Raw genomic sequence first — 16002 nt, forward strand, 5'->3', positions numbered from 1 at the left:
ATGTCGCTGCCCGACCCCGGGCAGCGGCGCGCGGTGCGCGCGGCACCGGTCGCCTGGCCCGGCGAGACCGGCATGGCGGCCCGCACGGGCGCGGCGGCCGTCCCCGACGTGGAAGTGGCGGCCCGCTCCGAGCTGCTGAACCGGGCGATCAACGTGCTGGTCGCGGGCATCGCGCTCCTGCTGCTGGCGCCGCTCTGCGTGGTGGTGGCGGCGCTGGTGAAGCTGACGTCGGCGGGCCCGGTCTTCTACACGCAGACGCGCATCGGGCTGGACCGCCGCTGGCGGCGCGACGACGCGGACGACGACGGCGACCGCCGCGTGGAGGACCTGGGCGGCCAGCCGTTCACGATCCTCAAGTTCCGGTCGATGACCGTGGACGCGGAGAAGAACGGTCAGGCGGTGTGGGCGACCAAGCACGACGCCCGCGTGACGGCGATCGGCCGGGTGCTGCGCAAGACGCGCATCGACGAGATCCCGCAGCTGGTGAACGTGCTGCGCGGCGAGATGAACATCGTCGGCCCGCGCCCCGAGCGGCCGAGCATCGTGGTGCGCCTGCGCGAGGACATCCCGGAGTACCCGCAGCGGCACCGCGTGAAGCCGGGGATCACGGGCTGGGCGCAGATCAACCACAGCTACGACTCGTGCATCGAGGACGTGCGCAAGAAGGTCGCGTTCGACCTCGAGTACATCGAGTCGCAGGGCGTGTGGATGGACCTCAAGATCATGGCGCTGACGCTGCCGGTCATGATCTTCCGGCGGGGCGCGCACTGAGCCCGCCCGCCAGCGCCGTCTCGTACCGTCCGCCGGACCAACCGACTGCAGTCCCGGCGGCGCCACGGGGCCCCGCCACCACGCCCGCGCGCCCGCTGCGCATCGCCTTCTGCATCGACAGCCTGGCGACGAGCGGCGGCACGGAGCTCAGCACCGTCCGGATGGCCGAGCTGCTGGCCGCCGCCGGCCACCAGCTGGAGCTGTTCACGCTGCGTGCGCAGGGCGCGATGGGCGCGCGCTACGCGGCCGCAGGGATCCCGGTGCACGAGGTGCCGGTCCGCTCGCTGGTCGGCCTCGACACTGCCCGCGCGATCCGGCGCTTCGCCGCGCGCCTGCGGACGGGCCGCTTCGACGTGCTGCACAGCCACGACCTCTACACGAACGTCGTGGCGGTGTGCGCCGCGCGCCTGGCGCGCATCCCGGCGATCGTCGCCAGCAAGCGCTGGACGGAGTGGCGCCTCGCCCACCGCATGCTCAACCGCGGCGTGTTCCGGCTGGCGGACTGCGTCGTCGCCAACTCGGCGCGCGTCGGCACCACGCTGCGCGCGCACGACCGCGTGCCGGCGGGACGCGTCGCGGTCGTGACGAACTTCGTCGAGGACGCCGCCTTCGCGCGCTGGACGCCCGACGAGCGCCTCGCGCAGCGCCGCGCGCTCGGCCTCGCGGACGACGCGCCGGTGGTCGGCATCGTCGCGCGGCTGCGCGCGGAGAAGGACCACGCGCTGCTGCTCGACGCGATCGCGCTCGTGCGCGCGCGGGTGCCGGCCGTGCGGCTGGTCCTGGTGGGCGACGGCGACGAGCACGAGGCGCTGGAGGCCCGGGCCGATGCGCTGGGCATCCGCGACGCCGTCGTCTTCGCGGGCCACCGCCCCAACCGGCCGAACCCGCACCAGCTGTTCGACGTGTCGGTGCTCTGCTCGAAGCACGAGGGCTTCCCCAACACGGTCGTCGAGGCGATGGCCGCCGCGCGGCCTGTGGTCGCGACCGCGGTCGGCGGCGTGCCCGACGCGCTCGTCGCCAGCGAGACGGGGCTGCTCGTGCCGCCCGGCGACGCGCGCGCGCTGGCCGACGCGATCGCCGCGCTGCTGGCCGACCCGGCGCGAGCCGAGCAGATGGGCGCCGCCGGCGTCGCGCGCGCGCGCGAGGTCTTCCACGCGACCGCCGTCGTGCCGCAACTCACCCGCCTCTACGACGGCCTGCTGGCGCGCGCGCGCCGCGGGCCGTCGCGGGCCGCCTGACCGTCCGATCATGCGCCCTCCCCCGCCTCCCCAGGCCACGGTTCGCGCGTGGGGCCGCCGCGGCGGCCTCGCGCCGCAGGTGCCGGTGGCCCCCATGCCGCACACGGCCGGCCCGCTGCCGGAGACGCGCCGCACCTCGCTGCTGAAGGCGATCCTCGGCGGCGTCGAGTTCACGCCGGCGTACGTCGGGTTCCTCGGCTACATCTTCGTCATCACGACGCTGGTGGTCCCCATCGCCGACGTCGCGATGGCGGTCGCCGTGTTCTCGATGCTGCTGCCGCAGCCGGGCGGGTACCGCTTCCCGCCCACGCTGCGCTGGCTCGTCGCGCTCACCGCGTGGTGCGCGCTCGGTCTCACGATGACGGGGCATCCGGGCACCGTCACCGAGGAGGTCTACGCGCTCATCAAGCTGTGCGTGATCGTCTTCGTGGCGGCGAACGTGCTGCGCACGCGCGGGCAGATCAACTTCTTCCTGATCTTCTTCCTCGCCTGCTACGCGTTCTTCCCCGCGCGCGCGGGCCTGTTCGCGTTCCTGTTCTACGGGGGCGGGCGCGTGGCGTGGCAGGGGCTGTTCGGCAACCCGAACGACCTCGCGGCGATGTCGCTCCTGGCGCTGTCGATGTGCCTGGGGCTGTTCTTCTCCGCGCGCCACACGCTGCTGCGGCTCGTGAGCATGGCCGGCGTGGGCGTGCTCTCGCTCGTCGTGCTGCTGACGCAGTCGCGCGGCGCGATGGTGGCGATGTTCGTCTTCGCCTTCGCGGCCATCGTCAGCACCAAGGGCAAGCAGCGCCTGAAGCTGATCTACGCGCTCGCGATCGCCGGCGTCGTCGGCGCGTACGTCGCGCCCAAGAGCGTGTGGGACCGGTTCGCGGGCCTCGCGAACTTCGGCACCGAGACGGCGCAGCTCAAGGCCGTCGACCCCGAGGGCTCGGCCGAGCAGCGCTGGGAGATCTGGAAGGTCGCGCGGCGCATCACGGTCGAGAACCCGATCCTCGGCGTGGGCTGGGGCGCGTACCCGCTGGAGCACGCGGTCTACGCGCAGCGGCCGGAGTTCAAGCGCACGGCCCGCGGCGCGCGCGACACGCACAGCACGCTCCTCAACGTGGTCGCCGAGACCGGCTTCCCGGGGCTCGTCATCTTCTCGGGGATCTTCCTGTCGGCCGTGCTGTTCGCGGAGCGGACGCGGCGCGCCGCGCGGCGCGTGCTCCCCGAGGACGCGACGATGCTCCTCTACCTGGAGCTCGGGCTGCTGGCGTACTTCGTGGCGGGCATCTGGGGCTCGTACGCGAAGCTGTCGCTGACGTACGTCCACACGCTGGTGCTCTGGGCGTACGCGACCATGATGATGCGGACGCTGCGCGCGCAGGCCGGCGGCGTGCCGTACGGCGCCGCCGCGTACGGCGGCGTTCCGTCGCGCGCCCCGCTGCGCTGACCGCTCCCGAACCCGAGAAGATCGGCCATGTGTGGTATCGCAGGCGTCGCCGGCTGGGCGACCGCTCCCGACGAGACGACCGCGACGCTCCGGCGCATGTGCGCCGCCATCGAGCATCGCGGGCCCGATGACGAGGGGCACTTCGTCGCGCCGGGCATCGGCCTCGGCATGCGGCGCCTGAGCGTCATCGACGTCCACGCCGGGCACCAGCCGATCGGGAACGAGGACGGCGACGTCCAGATCGTCTTCAACGGCGAGATCTACAACCACCGCGAGCTGCGCGCGCGCCTGGAGGCGTGCGGCCACCGCTTCGCCACGCACTCCGACACCGAGACGATCGTCCACGGCTACGAGGAGTGGGGCGACCGCGTGGTGGACCAGCTGCGCGGGATGTTCGGCTTCGCGATCTGGGACGCGCGCCGCCGCCGCCTGCTCGTCGCGCGCGACCGGCTCGGCATCAAGCCGCTCTACTACTGGGTGAAGGACGGCGGCCTCGCGTTCGCCAGCGAGCTCGGCTCGCTGCGCGCGCTGCCGGGCTTCGACGCGCAGATCCACGCGCCGTCGGTGCTGCGCTACCTGCTGTTCGGCTACGTGCCGGAGCCCGACGCGATCTACGCCGGCGTGCGGAAGCTGCCGCCGGGGCACACGCTGACGTGGGAGCCGGGGAGCGCGCCGCGCATCCAGCGCTACTGGACGCCCGTCCGCGACGAGGTCGCGATGGACGAGCGCGACGCCGTCGAGGAGCTGCGCCGCCTGCTCGACGAGTCGGTGCGGCTGCACCTGGAGTCGGACGTGCCGCTCGGCGCGTTCCTGTCGGGCGGCATCGACTCGTCCACGGTCGTCGCGCTCATGGCGCGCCAGCTCGACCGGCCGGTGCGCACCTTCTCCATCGGCTTCGACGATCCGCGCTTCAACGAGGCGCCGCACGCCGCCGCGGTGGCGAAGGCGATCGGCACGGACCACACGGAGCTGATCCTGCGGCCCGACGCGGACGCGCTGCTGGAGCGCGTCATCACGATGTACGACGAGCCGTTCGCCGACTCGTCGGCGCTGCCGACGTACCTCGTGTCCGCGCTCGCACGGAAGCACGTGACGGTGTCGCTCTCGGGCGACGGCGGGGACGAGCTGTTCGGCGGCTACACGCGCTACGCCGAGCGGCTGGGGCAGCGCGAGCTGCCGGCGCTGGCGCGGCAGGCGATCGGCGGCGTCGCGCGGCTGCTGCCGCACGGCGCGCGCGGCCGCAACCGCCTGCTCGACATGGGGCGCAGCGCGCGCGGCCGCTACGCGGCGACCGTCGCCTCGCCGCTGCCGGGCGCCGAGGGCGGCGTGGTGCGCGCGTCGCTGCTGCGCGGCATGGGCGACGACGTCACGATGGACGGCGCGCTCGGCGCGCTGTTCGACGAGGCGTCGGGACGCGACTTCGCGACGCAGATGATGCTCGTCGACATGCAGAGCTACCTGCCGGGCGACATCCTCACGAAGGTGGACCGCGCGAGCATGGCGGTGTCGCTGGAGGCGCGCGTGCCGCTGCTGGACCACGTGCTCGCGGAGTTCGCGGTCACGGTGCCCGCGCGGCTCAAGATGCGCGACGGCACGGGCAAGTGGCTGCTGCGCCAGGCGATCGAGGGGATCGTCCCGCCCGCCGTGCTGACGAAGCCGAAGCAGGGCTTCGGCGTGCCGCTGGGCCAGTGGTTCGCGGGGCCGCTGCGCCACCGCATCGACGGGCTGCTGCGGGAGCGCTCGGAGATCGCCGAGTACGTGGAGCCGGGCGCGGTCGCGCGACTGCACGCGGAGCACGTGAGCGGGCGGCGCGACCACAGCATGATGCTTTGGCGGCTGCTGGTGCTGGAGACGTGGCTCGCGCGCGCGTCGCTGCCGGCGGGCGTGCGCGCGCCGGACCTCGCGGACGTGGCGACCTTCGTCGGCGCGTAGCGACGGGGCGCCACGCGCCCCGTCGGTCGCGCGTCAGCGCGCGCGCAGGGCGCGGCGCAGGCGGCGCAGCGTGTGCCAGGCGTGCCAGCCGACGGCGCGCCGCCGCTGCCAGCGGCCGACGATCGGCTCCGCGCCGGGCACGCGCGCCGCGGCCGCGGCCACGACGTCGAACGCCTCGGGCTCGCCCGCGTGCCACGCGTCGCGCAGGTCCACGCGCGCGGCCGTGATCAGCGCGTCGACGACGGTGTCGCGCCGCGTCGCGTCGGCCGAGAGGCGCTCCATGAGACCGAGCCGGTGCTGCCACATGTTCGAGAACATGCCCGTGATCGCGCGGCTCGCCTGCGCCTCGTGGTGGCGGCGGTGCACGGTGACCTCGGGCACGTGCACGAACGGCCCGCACAGCGCGAGCCGCAGCCAGAGGTCGTAGTCCTCGGAGAGGCGCAGCCGCTCGTCGTAGCCGCCCACGTCGAGCACCGCGCGTCGGCGCACGACCGCACCCGTCTGCGGCACGAAGTTGAACTGCACGAGTGGGGCGACCGCGTCGAACGGCGTGTCGACCGGCGGCTCCGGCAGCTCGGGCCGGCGCTGATCCTGCCACAGCTGCGTGCGAGCGGACGCCAGCAGCGCCTCCGGATGCCGCTCGAGCGCCCCGGCCAGCTGCTCGCAGTGCTGCGGCAGCCACCAGTCGTCGGCATCGAGGAACGCGACCACCTCGCAGTCGGTCGCATGCAGCGCGAGGTTGCGCGCCGCCGACGGCCCACCGTTGCGCGGTGCGCGGATGACGCACGCGCCGAGCGACTCCGCGAGCTCCGCCGAGCCGTCCGTGGACGCGTCGTCGACGACGAGGAGCTCGTCGACGGGCCGCGTCTGGTTGCGGATGGACGCGATGGCGTCGGCGAGGAACGCCCGGCCGTTGTAGACCGGAACCACGGCGGCGACGCGCGCTGCCGCCCGGGCGCTCGCCGACCCGCTCACGACATCGAGGCGGCGGGGCGCGCCGTGGCGCTCATCGCGCCGGCGAACCACTCCCACGTCCGCTGCAGGCCGTCGCGCAGCGACACCGTCGGCTCGTAGCCGAGCACCGCGCGGGCCCGCTCCAACCCGGCGAGCGAGTCGCGCACGTCGCCGGCGCGCGCCGGGCCGTGCTCCAGCGCGATCGGCCGCCCCGACACCTCGCCGATCAGCTGCGCCAGCTCGAGCAGCGACGTGCGCCCGCCCGCGCCGCAGTTCACCACCGTGCCGCTCACCCGCTCGGCCGGCCCGAACGCGCCCAGCAGGTTCGCGTTCACGACGTTCTCGACGTACGTGAAGTCGCGCGTCTGCAGCCCGTCGCCGTGGATGCGGGCCGTCGTCCCCTCCAGCGCGGCCGCGAGGAAGAGCGGGATCACCGCGGCGTACGGGCCGTTGGGGCTCTGCCGCGGCCCGAAGACGTTGAAGTAGCGCAGCGCGACGCCCTCCACGAGCCCCGCGCGCGCGTACGCCAGCACGTACTGCTCGCCCGAAAGCTTGGTCACCGCGTACGGGGAGCGCGGCAGCGGCTCCACCGACTCGACCTTCGGCAGCACCGGCGTGTCGCCGTAGACCGAGCTGGAGCTGGAGTACACGACGCGCCGCACGCGCGCGTTGCGCGCCGACTCGAGCAGGCGCAGCGTCGCGTTGACGTTGGCGTCGTGCGAGCCCCACGCGTCGCTGAGCGACCGCGGCACGCTGCCGAGGGCCGCGAGGTGGAACACCACGTCGATGTCGCGCACCGCGGCGTCGCTGACGTCGGGATCCTGCAGGTCGCCCTCGAGGAAGTCGACGTCCTCGAATGCCGCGAGGTTGTGGCGGAATCCCGTCGACAGATTGTCGACCACGCGCACGGCGTGGCCCGCACGCGTGAGGTGCTCCACCACGTGGGAGCCGATGAAACCGGCGCCGCCCGTGACCAGGCAGTTCGTTCGCTCGCTCAGCATGTACCGTCTGTACCGTCGGTCGGAGGAGGGCTGCGGTCCAATCTAGGTCGGCGGCCGCAGAGCGCACAGCCTGCGCCGCGCGCGCGGACCCGGCGTCGCCGATCAAGTTTCGGCGTCCGCGAGCCGCTACTTTACCTGCCTCCCGTCCCTGCTCCACCCGCCACCACGGCCATCTCCCCGCGCGTGCCGCCTCGCTCGTGATCACGACCGTACTCCGCGTGGGCCGCAAGCTGCGCGGTCGGAGCCTCGACGAGCTCCGGGTGCGTGGCGCGCAGGCGCTGGCCGCATGGCGCGAGCGCGCGGGGCTCGACCGGGACCTCGACGCCGACGGCCGCCTCGCGCGCTGGCTGGCGCCCGGCGTGTCCGCGGCGCCCGAGGCGCTGCTGGCGCGGTTCCGCGAGCGGCCGGCGCCGTTCTGGGCGGCGTTCGACGACCCGGCGGCGACCGTGGCCGCGCTGCGCGCGCGCTGCCCCGACGACGAGGCGCAGGTGCTGGCGCGCGCGGAGCGCGTCCTCGCGCGGCGCTTCGACCTGATGGGCCACCGCGGCCTCGCGTTCGGCGACCCGATCGACTGGCAGCACGACCCGGTGGCCGGCACGCGCGCGCCGCTGGCGCACTGGAGCCGCGTCCCCTACCTCGACCCGGCGCGCGTCGGCGACCACAAGGTCGTGTGGGAGCTGAGCCGCCAGCAGTACCTGGCCACCCTCGGCCAGGCCTACTGGTACACGGGCGACGCGCGCTACGCCCAGGGGTTCGCGTCGCTGGTGACGGACTGGCTCGACGCCAACCCGCCCAAGGTCGGGATGAACTGGACGAGCAGCCTCGAGGTCGCGTTCCGCGCGACGTCGTGGCTGTACGCGCTGCGCTTCTTCGCCCACGCGCCGGAGCTGACGCCCGCGCTGTACGCGCGGCTGGTGGGCGCGCTGCACGTGCACGCGGTGCACCTCGCGACCTACCTCTCGACGTACTTCAGCCCCAACACGCACCTCACCGGCGAGGCGCTGGGCCTCGTGCTGATCGGGAGCCTGGTGCCGGAGCTCGCGGGCGCGGCGCGCTGGCGCGCCCAGGGCGAGCGGATCCTGCTCGACCAGATCGCGCGCCAGCAGCGCGCGGACGGCGTCTACTTCGAGCAGGCGTCGCAGTACCACCGCTACACGGCGGAGTTCTACCTGCAGCTGCTGGTGCTCACGGAGCGCCAGGGGCGCGTGCCGGGCGAGGCGCTGCGCGCGGCCGTCCCGCGCCTGCTCGAGTTCCTGGCGGAGCTCACGCGCCCCGACGGCACGATGCCGCTCTTCGGCGACGACGACGGCGGCCGCCTGACGCAGCTGGACGGGCGCCTGCCCGACGACCTCCGCAGCCTGCTCCTCTCCGGCGCGGTCGTCTGCTCGCGGCCCGAGTGGCGCTGGCTCGGCGACGGCGACGAGGCGGGGACGCTCTGGTGGCTCGGGCCGCAGGCCGCGAGCGCGCTCGACGCGCTGCCCGCCCGCCCGCCCGCGGGCCACGGCCGCGCGTTCGTGCCGAGCGGGTTCTTCGTGCTGCGCGACGGCTGGCACGCGACGGCCAGCCATGCGGTCGTGGACTGCGGCCCGCACGGCGTCTTCAACGCCGGGCACGCGCACGCCGACGCGCTGGCGGTCGTGCTGACGCTGCGCGGCCGGCACCTGTTCGTGGATGCGGGGACGTACACGTATCCGGGGCCGGAGCGGAACGCCTTCCGCGGCGCCGCGGCGCACAACACGGCGCTCGTGGACGGTCTGGCGCCCTCCGTCCCCGCCGACGGCGCGTTCCAGTGGCGCCACGTGGGCGAGGCGCATGCGACCCGCTGGGTGGACGCGCCGGCGCTCGGGCTGTTCGCGGGCGTGCAGTCGGGCGGCGCCTGGCCGCCGGACGTGGCGCACGCGCGCGAGATCGTCCGCGTGGCCGACCGCGGCTGGCTGGTGCGCGACCGCCTGCGCGCCGCGGGGCCGCACGCGCTCTCCCTGGGCTGGCTGCTGGCCCCCGGGCTGCGGGCGACCGTCGCCGCGGGCGGGCCGGACGCGCTGCCGATCGTCGACGTCCACACGCTGGCGGGTGATCCGGTGGCGCGCGTCGTCGTCGTCGGGCCGGGCCGATGGGAGACCGAGGAGGCGTGGGTGTCGCCGCAGTACGGGACGCGGACGCCGGCCACGCGGCTGCGCTGGGTCGCGGAGACGCTGCAGGGCGACGACCCGGTGGTGACCTGCATCCTACCGCCCGCGGCGGACGGGCTGCCGACGGTCCGGCTCGCATCGTGCGAAGGGGAGGGGCGCGCGCTGCTCATCTCGCCGTCGGCCGACGCCGATACTCGGGAGGACGAGGTCCTGCTGCTCCGGCAGGGCACCGGAACGCTGCGCGTCCGCGAGGTGGGCCACGCCGTGGCGCACGACGTGGCGACCGACGCCGCGTGCGCGTGGATCTGGGGCGCCGGCGCGGCGGTCGCCACGCTCGGCGGCGAGTTCCTCGCCCTCGCCGGGGAGAGTATTGTTCGCGGTGGCGATCTCATGCCGGGGGTCCCGCACGCCGATCGCTGGACGACCGCCGTGCGGGAGTCGGGCGGCTGGCGGGTCCACGGCGGGACGTCGACCCTCGCCGCATCGCGCGGTGCCTGAGGGGCCGACGATTGGTCCGAGCAAAGGCTGAGCGCACATGTGCGGGATCTGCGGAATCGTAGTGCCGGCCGGCGGGCAGCGGCGGGTGAGTCGCGCGCTGGTCGAGGGGATGCGCGACACGCTCGTGCACCGCGGCCCTGACGGCGCGGGCACCTTCCACGAGGAGTACGACGACGGCTGCGCGGTGGGCCTCGGCCACCGGCGCCTGAGCATCGTCGACGTGGCGCACGGCGCGCAGCCGATGGCGAGCGACGACGGCGCGCTGCAGCTCGTGTACAACGGGGAGGTCTACAACCACCCCACCGAGATGCGCGCGCTCCAGGCGCAGGGCGTCCAGTACCACACGCACTGCGACACCGAGACCGTGCTGCGCCTGTTCGAGCGCGACGGCGTGCGCGCGCCCGAGCGGCTGCGCGGGATGTTCGCCGTGGCGATCTGGAACCGGCGCACGCGCGAGCTGTTCCTCGCGCGCGACCGCTTCGGCGTCAAGCCGGTGTACTACGTCCACACCGACGACGGCGCGCTCTACTTCGCGAGCGAGATCAAGGCGCTGCTGGAAGCGGGCGCGGTGCGCCCCGCGCTCAACTGGCGCGCGCTCCCCGACTTCCTCGCGAACCACGCGCCCTCCGGCGACGAGACGCTGTTCGAGGGCGTGCGCCGCCTCCCGGCCGGCCACACGCTGGTGTGGCGCGACGGGAAGATCGAGCTGCGGCAGTACTGGGACCTGTCGTACGCGAACTCCGGCACCGACACGCGGCCCGAGGCCGACCTGGTGGCCGAGTACCAGGAGCGCTTCCGCGAGGCGGTGCGCATCCGGCTCATGGCCGACGTGCCGCTCGGGATGTTCCTCTCCGGCGGCATCGACTCGGCGGCCATCACGGCCGCCATGAGCACGCTCGTCGACGACCAGATCAAGACGTTCAGCGTCGCGTTCGCGGAGCGCGAGGCGAACGAGCTGCACTACGCGCGGCTGGTCTCGCAGCGCTACCGCACCGACCACCACGAGATCGTCGTCTCGCCCGACCAGTTCTTCGACGCGCTGCCGTCGCTGGTGTGGCACGAGGACGAGCCGATCGCGCACCCGTCCAGCGTCGCGCTCAACTTCGTGTCGCGCCTCGCGTCCGAGCGCGTGAAGGTCGTGCTGACCGGCGAGGGGAGCGACGAGACGCTGGCGGGCTACAACCGCTACCGCGCGACCATCTACCAGATGGCGGTCGGCCAGCGCTACGAGCAGCTGGTGCCGTCCGCGCTGCGCGGCGCCGTGCGCTCGGCCGTCGGCGCGCTGCCGGCGGGCCGCGTGCGGCAGAAGCTCTCGCGCACGATCCTGACGCGCGCCGCGGACCTGGACACGCTCTACTTCGACAACTTCGCCGTCTTCGCGCGCGCCGAGCAGCCGTCGCTGCTGACGCGCGAGGCGCGGGCGCGCGTGGCGGGCGCGGACCCGTACGCGGCCTACCACGCGGCGCTCGCGCGCACCGACGCGCGCACGCTGCTCGACCGGCTGCTGTACGCGGACACGAAGACGTACCTGCACGAGCTGCTCATGAAGCAGGACCAGATGAGCATGGCCGCGTCGATCGAGAGCCGCGTCCCGTTCCTCGACCACCCGTTCGTCGAGTGGGTGTCGACGCTGCCCGCGTCGATGAAGCTGCGCGGCGTGACGACGAAGCACGTGCTGCGGCAGGCGATGGCGAACCAGCTGCCGCCCGAGATCCTGAGCCGCAAGAAGATGGGCTTCCCGGTGCCGGTGGGCGCGTGGTTCCGCGGCGCGCACCGCCCGCTGGTGGACGAGTACGTGCTGGGCGAGCGCGCGCTGGCCCGCGGCGTGTTCGAGCCGTCGGCGGTGCGCCGCCTGGTGGCGCGCCACCAGGCCGGCGAGAACCACAGCGAGCGGCTGTGGGCACTGGTGACGTTCGAGATGTGGCAGCGGATCTTCCTCGACGGCGAGGGCGCCGGCGACGTGTCGCGCACGCTCGGCCACTCGGCGGGCCGCGCGCCCGCGCTCACCTGACCGGCGCGATCGTGCACATCCTCTGGCTGAAGACGGAGCTGCTCCACCCGGTCGACAAGGGCGGGCGCATCCGCACGTACAACATGCTGCGCGAGATGCGCCGCCAGCACCGCGTCACGTACCTGACGCTCGACGACGGCGACGCCGCGGCCGACGCCGTGGCGCGCGCGGACGAGTACTGCACGGACCTCGTGCGCGTGCCCTTCCGCACGGCGCCCAAGCGCAGCGCGCGCTTCTTCGGCGAGCTGGCGGCGAACCTCGCCTCCCCGCTGCCGTACGCGGTCGCCAAGTACCGCTCGGCCGGCATGCGCCGCGAGATCGAGCGGCTGGTGGGGCGCGGCGACGTGGACGTGCTGGTGTGCGACTTCCTCGCGCCGAGCCTCAACGTGCCGGACGGGCTGCCCTGCCCCACCGTGCTGTTCCAGCACAACGTCGAGGCGATGATCTGGCAGCGGCACACCGAGATGTCCGCGCACCCGGTGAAGCGCCGCTACATGGGCGAGCAGTGGCGGCGCATGCGCGCCTTCGAGGCGTCGGAGTGCCGCCGCTTCGACCGCGTGATCGCGGTGTCGGAGCAGGACCGCGACGTGTTCGCGCGCGACTACGGCGTCGCCGAGCCCCTCGCGGTGCCGACGGGCGTCGACGTCGACTACTTCGATCCGGCCACCATGCCGGCCGCGCCGCGTTCCGCGTCGGAGCTGGTCTTCACGGGCTCCATGGACTGGCTGCCGAACGAGGACGCGATCCTCTGGTTCGCGGCCGAGATCCTGCCGCGCGTGCGCGCGCAGGTGCCCGAGGCGACGCTCACGGTGGTGGGGCGCAACCCGACGCCGCGCGTGCAGGCGCTGGGCGCGCGCGACCCGGCGGTCACGGTGACGGGCGGCGTGCCCGACGTCCGGCCGTACCTCGCGCGCGGCGCGGCGTTCGTGGTCCCCATCCGCATCGGCGGCGGCACGCGCCTCAAGATCTACGAGGCGATGGCGATGGAGATCCCGGTCGTGTCGACGACCGTGGGCGCCGAGGGCCTCCCCGTCGCGCCCGACACCGAGTACCTGTGCGCCGACGCGCCGGAGGCGTTCGCCGACGCCGTGGTGCGGCTGCTGCGCGATCCCGCGCGCGCGCAGGCATTGGGACGCCGCGCCGCGGAGACCGTGCGCGCGCGCTTCTCGTGGACGCGGGTCGCGGAGCAGTTCCTCGACGCCTGCACGCCCGCCGCCGCCGTGTCGCGCTGACGCGCGCCCGAGGCGCGCCGGCGCGGTCCCCTTCCCTGTCAGACGCGCGGCGGCGCCCCGCCCGCTCCAGTGCCACTTCCCTCCGTCATGGCTACGAGTCTCAGCGTTTTCGGTCTTGGTTACGTCGGCTGCGTGTCGGCCGCCTGCTTCGCCCAGGAGGGCTGCGACGTCGTCGGCGTCGACGTGAGCCAGGCGAAGGTCGACATGGTGAACGCCGGCCGCAGCACCATCGTCGAGGAGGGGATCGGGGAGCTCGTGGCCGCGATGCGCGCCTCCGGCCGGCTCCGCGCGACGACCGACGTGCACGAGGCGGTGCGCGCGACGGCCGTCTCGCTCATCGCCGTCGGGACGCCCAGCCGCACCAACGGCAGCATCGACCTGCGCTACATCGAGCGCGTGTGCGAGCAGATCGGCGAGGCGCTGCGCGACAAGGCGGAGCGCCACACGGTCGTCGTGCGCAGCACGATCATGCCGGGCACGATCGACAGCGTCGTGATCCCGGCGCTGGAGCGCACCTCGGGCAAGAAGGCGGGCGTCGACTTCGGCGTCTGCAGCAACCCCGAGTTCCTGCGCGAGGGAACGTCGATCAAGGACTTCTACGATCCGCCGTTCACGCTCATCGGCGCGCACGACCCGAAGGACGCGGAGCCGGTGGCGGCGCTGTACGCGGGGCTCAAGGCGCCGGTGCACGTGACCGCCGTGCGCGTGGCGGAGATGATCAAGTACGTCTGCAACTGCTTCCACGGCCTCAAGATCGGCTTCGCCAACGAGGTCGGGAACGTGTGCAAGGCGCTCGGCATCGACAGCCACGAGGTGATGCGGCTGGTGTGCGAGGACCGGAAGCTCAACATCTCGCCCGCGTACCTGAAGCCCGGCTTCGCCTTCGGCGGCTCGTGCCTGCCCAAGGACCTGCGCGCGCTCACGTATCAGGCGCGCACGCTCGACGTCGACACGCCGATCATGACGTCGATCCTCGAGAGCAACCGCCGCCAGATCGACCGCGCGTTCCACATGGTGATGGCCGCCGGCTCGCGCCGCGTCGGCGTCCTGGGGCTCGCGTTCAAGGCCGGCACCGACGACCTCCGCGAGTCGCCGATGGTCTCGCTGATCGAGATGCTGCTCGGCAAGGGCGTGCAGGTGGCGATCTACGACCCGTACGTGCGCAGCGCGAACCTGATCGGCGCCAACCGCGAGTACATCGAGCGCGAGATCCCGCACATCTGGTCGCTGATGCGCGCCTCGACGGCGGAAGTGCTGGCGGACGCCGAGACGGTGGTGGTGGGCAACAGCGCGAGCGAGTTCCGCGAGATCGGCGCGCTGCTGGACGGGCAGCCGGTGATCGACCTCGCGCGCGCGTTCGGCGCGCGGACCTCCGAGGGCGAGAAGTACCAGGGGATCTGCTGGTAGCCGGCCGGCGGACGGGCGGCCGCCGGCCGCCCGTCCCCGTCGGGCCCTGTTGACGGATTCGCGGGGCACACGAACATTGGCGGGCGACGGAGCCGCGCGGGGCGGCCCGATCGCCGCGGCGCCGCCGCATGTCGCTCGCCACCCAGGGATCATCCCATGGACGCTCGTGACGCACTGCGAGGGCTGGTTCGGCAGCTCCCGGTCATCGGCAAGCCGTATCGCCAGCGCGACGAGCTGCGGGCCATCGAGCGTGAGCTCTGGCAGACGCCCGGCCACTTCTATTCGCCCATCCCGTCGCGGTCGGAGCTCCAGAGCCGCGAGCAAGTCGTCTTCGGGGAGCCGCCCGGTGAGCTGCCGGGCATCCGCCTCAACGAGGCCGGCCAGCGCGCCACGCTGGAACGGCTCGCGGAGCAGCTGCGAGACGAGCCGCAGCTCATCGAGGGGTGGCCCGGGCGGCGCTACTCCTTCGACAACCCCGCCTTCAGCTATTGCGACGCGCTGGTCTGGCACGCGATGCTCCGGCTCCTCCGCCCGAAGCGCGTGATCGAGGTCGGCTCCGGCCACTCGTCCTGCGTGCTGCTCGACACGAACAACAGCCACCTCGACGACTCGGTCGCCTGCACCTTCATCGAGCCGTACCCCGAGCTGCTGTACCGGCTCATGCAGCCGGAGGACCGCGAGTCGGCGCGTGTGATCACGTCCAACCTCCAGGACGTGCCGATCGAGACGTTCACGGCGCTGGAGAGCGGCGACGTGCTCTTCATCGACTCGTCGCACGTCTCGAAGACGGACTCCGACGTCAACTACGCCTTCTTCGAGATCCTGCCGCGGCTCGCGCAGGGCGTGCACGTGCACGTCCACGACGTGTTCTACCCGTTCGAGTATCCGAAGGAGTGGGTGTACCAGGGCCGCGCGTGGAACGAGGCGTACCTGCTGCGCGCCTTCCTGCAGTACAACCACACCTTCGAGATCATGCTGTGGAACTCATGGGTGGAGCGGCAGCGTCGCTCCTGGCTGGAGGAGCTGATGCCGCTCGCGCTCCGGCACGCGCCGGAGGCGAGCCCCCCCACGTCGGCGCAGAGCATCTGGCTGGTGCGCGTCTGAGCCCAGCGCGGAGCACGAAGGGGACTGCCTGACGGCAGTCCCCTTCGTGCTTCCGGTCGCGAGCGCGGCGCGACGCCTAGCGCACCATCACGGCTGGACGACGCCGGCGGTGGCGCTCTCCACCGCCGTCAGGTCGGCGCCCGGCGTGCTGCCGCCGGTGCCCGCACGGAAGTAGGCGCTCGTCGACGTCAGCCGCGCGTTCGCGACCGACACGCCGTTGACCGTGGCGCTCGTGATCCCCGCCAGCCCCGCCTCCGCCACGAAGCCGTTCGTGCTCGGATAGAGCCACACCG

General features: G+C 73.6%; 12 protein-coding genes. 9 read left to right on the plus strand and 3 right to left on the minus strand.

The window, feature by feature from the left end; translation table 11 throughout:
* The 4 genes from rosag_RS24760 (at window position 1) to asnB (rosag_RS24775) (ending at window position 5373) form a co-directional block, all read left to right on the plus strand.
* Window positions 1-771 (plus strand): sugar transferase, encoded by a 771-nt coding sequence (locus rosag_RS24760; protein WP_284352877.1) that lies wholly within the window; start codon window positions 1-3, stop codon window positions 769-771.
* Entirely contained in the window at window positions 705-2009 is a 1305-nt protein-coding gene (locus rosag_RS24765; RefSeq protein ID WP_284352878.1) for a glycosyltransferase, read from the plus strand. The genes rosag_RS24760 and rosag_RS24765 overlap by 67 nt, the downstream gene beginning before the upstream one ends.
* A gap of 94 nt (window positions 2010-2103) precedes the next feature.
* Complete coding sequence (locus tag rosag_RS24770) at window positions 2104-3441, plus strand: O-antigen ligase family protein (protein WP_284352879.1); 1338 nt, start codon at window positions 2104-2106, stop codon at window positions 3439-3441.
* A gap of 27 nt (window positions 3442-3468) precedes the next feature.
* Window positions 3469-5373 carry an asparagine synthase (glutamine-hydrolyzing) gene (gene asnB / locus rosag_RS24775; RefSeq protein WP_284352880.1) on the plus strand — a complete coding sequence of 635 codons (1905 nt, stop codon included), beginning with the start codon at window positions 3469-3471 and terminating at the stop codon, window positions 5371-5373.
* Window positions 5374-5406: 33 nt separating this feature from the next.
* On the opposite strand, the gene rosag_RS24780 is transcribed toward asnB (rosag_RS24775), so the two are convergent.
* Window positions 5407-6303: a glycosyltransferase family 2 protein gene (locus rosag_RS24780; RefSeq protein ID WP_284352881.1), complete on the minus strand. Its 897-nt coding sequence runs from the start codon at window positions 6301-6303 to the stop codon at window positions 5407-5409.
* Between the two features lie 41 nt (window positions 6304-6344).
* A complete protein-coding gene (locus rosag_RS24785; RefSeq protein ID WP_284352882.1) occupies window positions 6345-7328 on the minus strand; it encodes an NAD-dependent epimerase/dehydratase family protein in 984 nt (327 codons plus the stop codon).
* A gap of 197 nt (window positions 7329-7525) precedes the next feature.
* Between rosag_RS24785 and rosag_RS24790 the strand changes: the two genes are divergently transcribed.
* The 5 genes from rosag_RS24790 to rosag_RS24810 all read left to right on the plus strand — a co-directional run bounded on the left by rosag_RS24790 (window position 7526) and on the right by rosag_RS24810 (window position 15709).
* Window positions 7526-9955 (plus strand): alginate lyase family protein, encoded by a 2430-nt coding sequence (locus rosag_RS24790; protein WP_284352883.1) that lies wholly within the window; start codon window positions 7526-7528, stop codon window positions 9953-9955.
* Window positions 9956-9992: 37 nt separating this feature from the next.
* Window positions 9993-11966, plus strand: coding sequence for an asparagine synthase (glutamine-hydrolyzing) (gene asnB / locus rosag_RS24795; RefSeq protein WP_284352884.1), 1974 nt, complete (start codon window positions 9993-9995; stop codon window positions 11964-11966).
* A gap of 11 nt (window positions 11967-11977) precedes the next feature.
* A complete protein-coding gene (locus rosag_RS24800; RefSeq protein WP_284352885.1) occupies window positions 11978-13198 on the plus strand; it encodes a glycosyltransferase in 1221 nt (406 codons plus the stop codon).
* 87 nt (window positions 13199-13285) lie between these two features.
* The gene (locus tag rosag_RS24805; protein WP_284352886.1) at window positions 13286-14605 is read left to right on the plus strand and encodes a nucleotide sugar dehydrogenase; all 1320 of its coding nucleotides are present in this window, start codon (window positions 13286-13288) and stop codon (window positions 14603-14605) included.
* Window positions 14606-14761: 156 nt separating this feature from the next.
* The gene (locus tag rosag_RS24810; RefSeq protein ID WP_284352887.1) at window positions 14762-15709 is read left to right on the plus strand and encodes a class I SAM-dependent methyltransferase; all 948 of its coding nucleotides are present in this window, start codon (window positions 14762-14764) and stop codon (window positions 15707-15709) included.
* Window positions 15710-15796: 87 nt separating this feature from the next.
* Here the strand turns inward: rosag_RS24810 and rosag_RS24815 are convergent.
* Window positions 15797-16002 (minus strand): hypothetical protein (locus rosag_RS24815; protein WP_284352888.1); only part of this gene is annotated, 206 nt, incomplete at its 5' end.

The organism is Roseisolibacter agri (genome assembly GCF_030159095.1).
Lineage (GTDB): Bacteria > Gemmatimonadota > Gemmatimonadetes > Gemmatimonadales > Gemmatimonadaceae > Roseisolibacter > Roseisolibacter agri.

Bases quoted from the DNA above. Each gene is read 5' to 3' on its own strand.
- rosag_RS24785 (WP_284352882.1), bottom strand. From the start codon at position 7,328: ATGCTGAGCGAGCGAACGAACTGCCTGGTCACGGGCGGCGCCGGTTTC.
- asnB (WP_284352880.1), top strand. From the start codon at position 3,469: ATGTGTGGTATCGCAGGCGTCGCCGGCTGGGCGACCGCTCCCGACGAG.
- asnB (WP_284352884.1), top strand. From the start codon at position 9,993: ATGTGCGGGATCTGCGGAATCGTAGTGCCGGCCGGCGGGCAGCGGCGG.
- rosag_RS24760 (WP_284352877.1), top strand. From the start codon at position 1: ATGTCGCTGCCCGACCCCGGGCAGCGGCGCGCGGTGCGCGCGGCACCG.
- rosag_RS24770 (WP_284352879.1), top strand. From the start codon at position 2,104: ATGCCGCACACGGCCGGCCCGCTGCCGGAGACGCGCCGCACCTCGCTG.
- rosag_RS24810 (WP_284352887.1), top strand. From the start codon at position 14,762: ATGGACGCTCGTGACGCACTGCGAGGGCTGGTTCGGCAGCTCCCGGTC.
- rosag_RS24805 (WP_284352886.1), top strand. From the start codon at position 13,286: ATGGCTACGAGTCTCAGCGTTTTCGGTCTTGGTTACGTCGGCTGCGTG.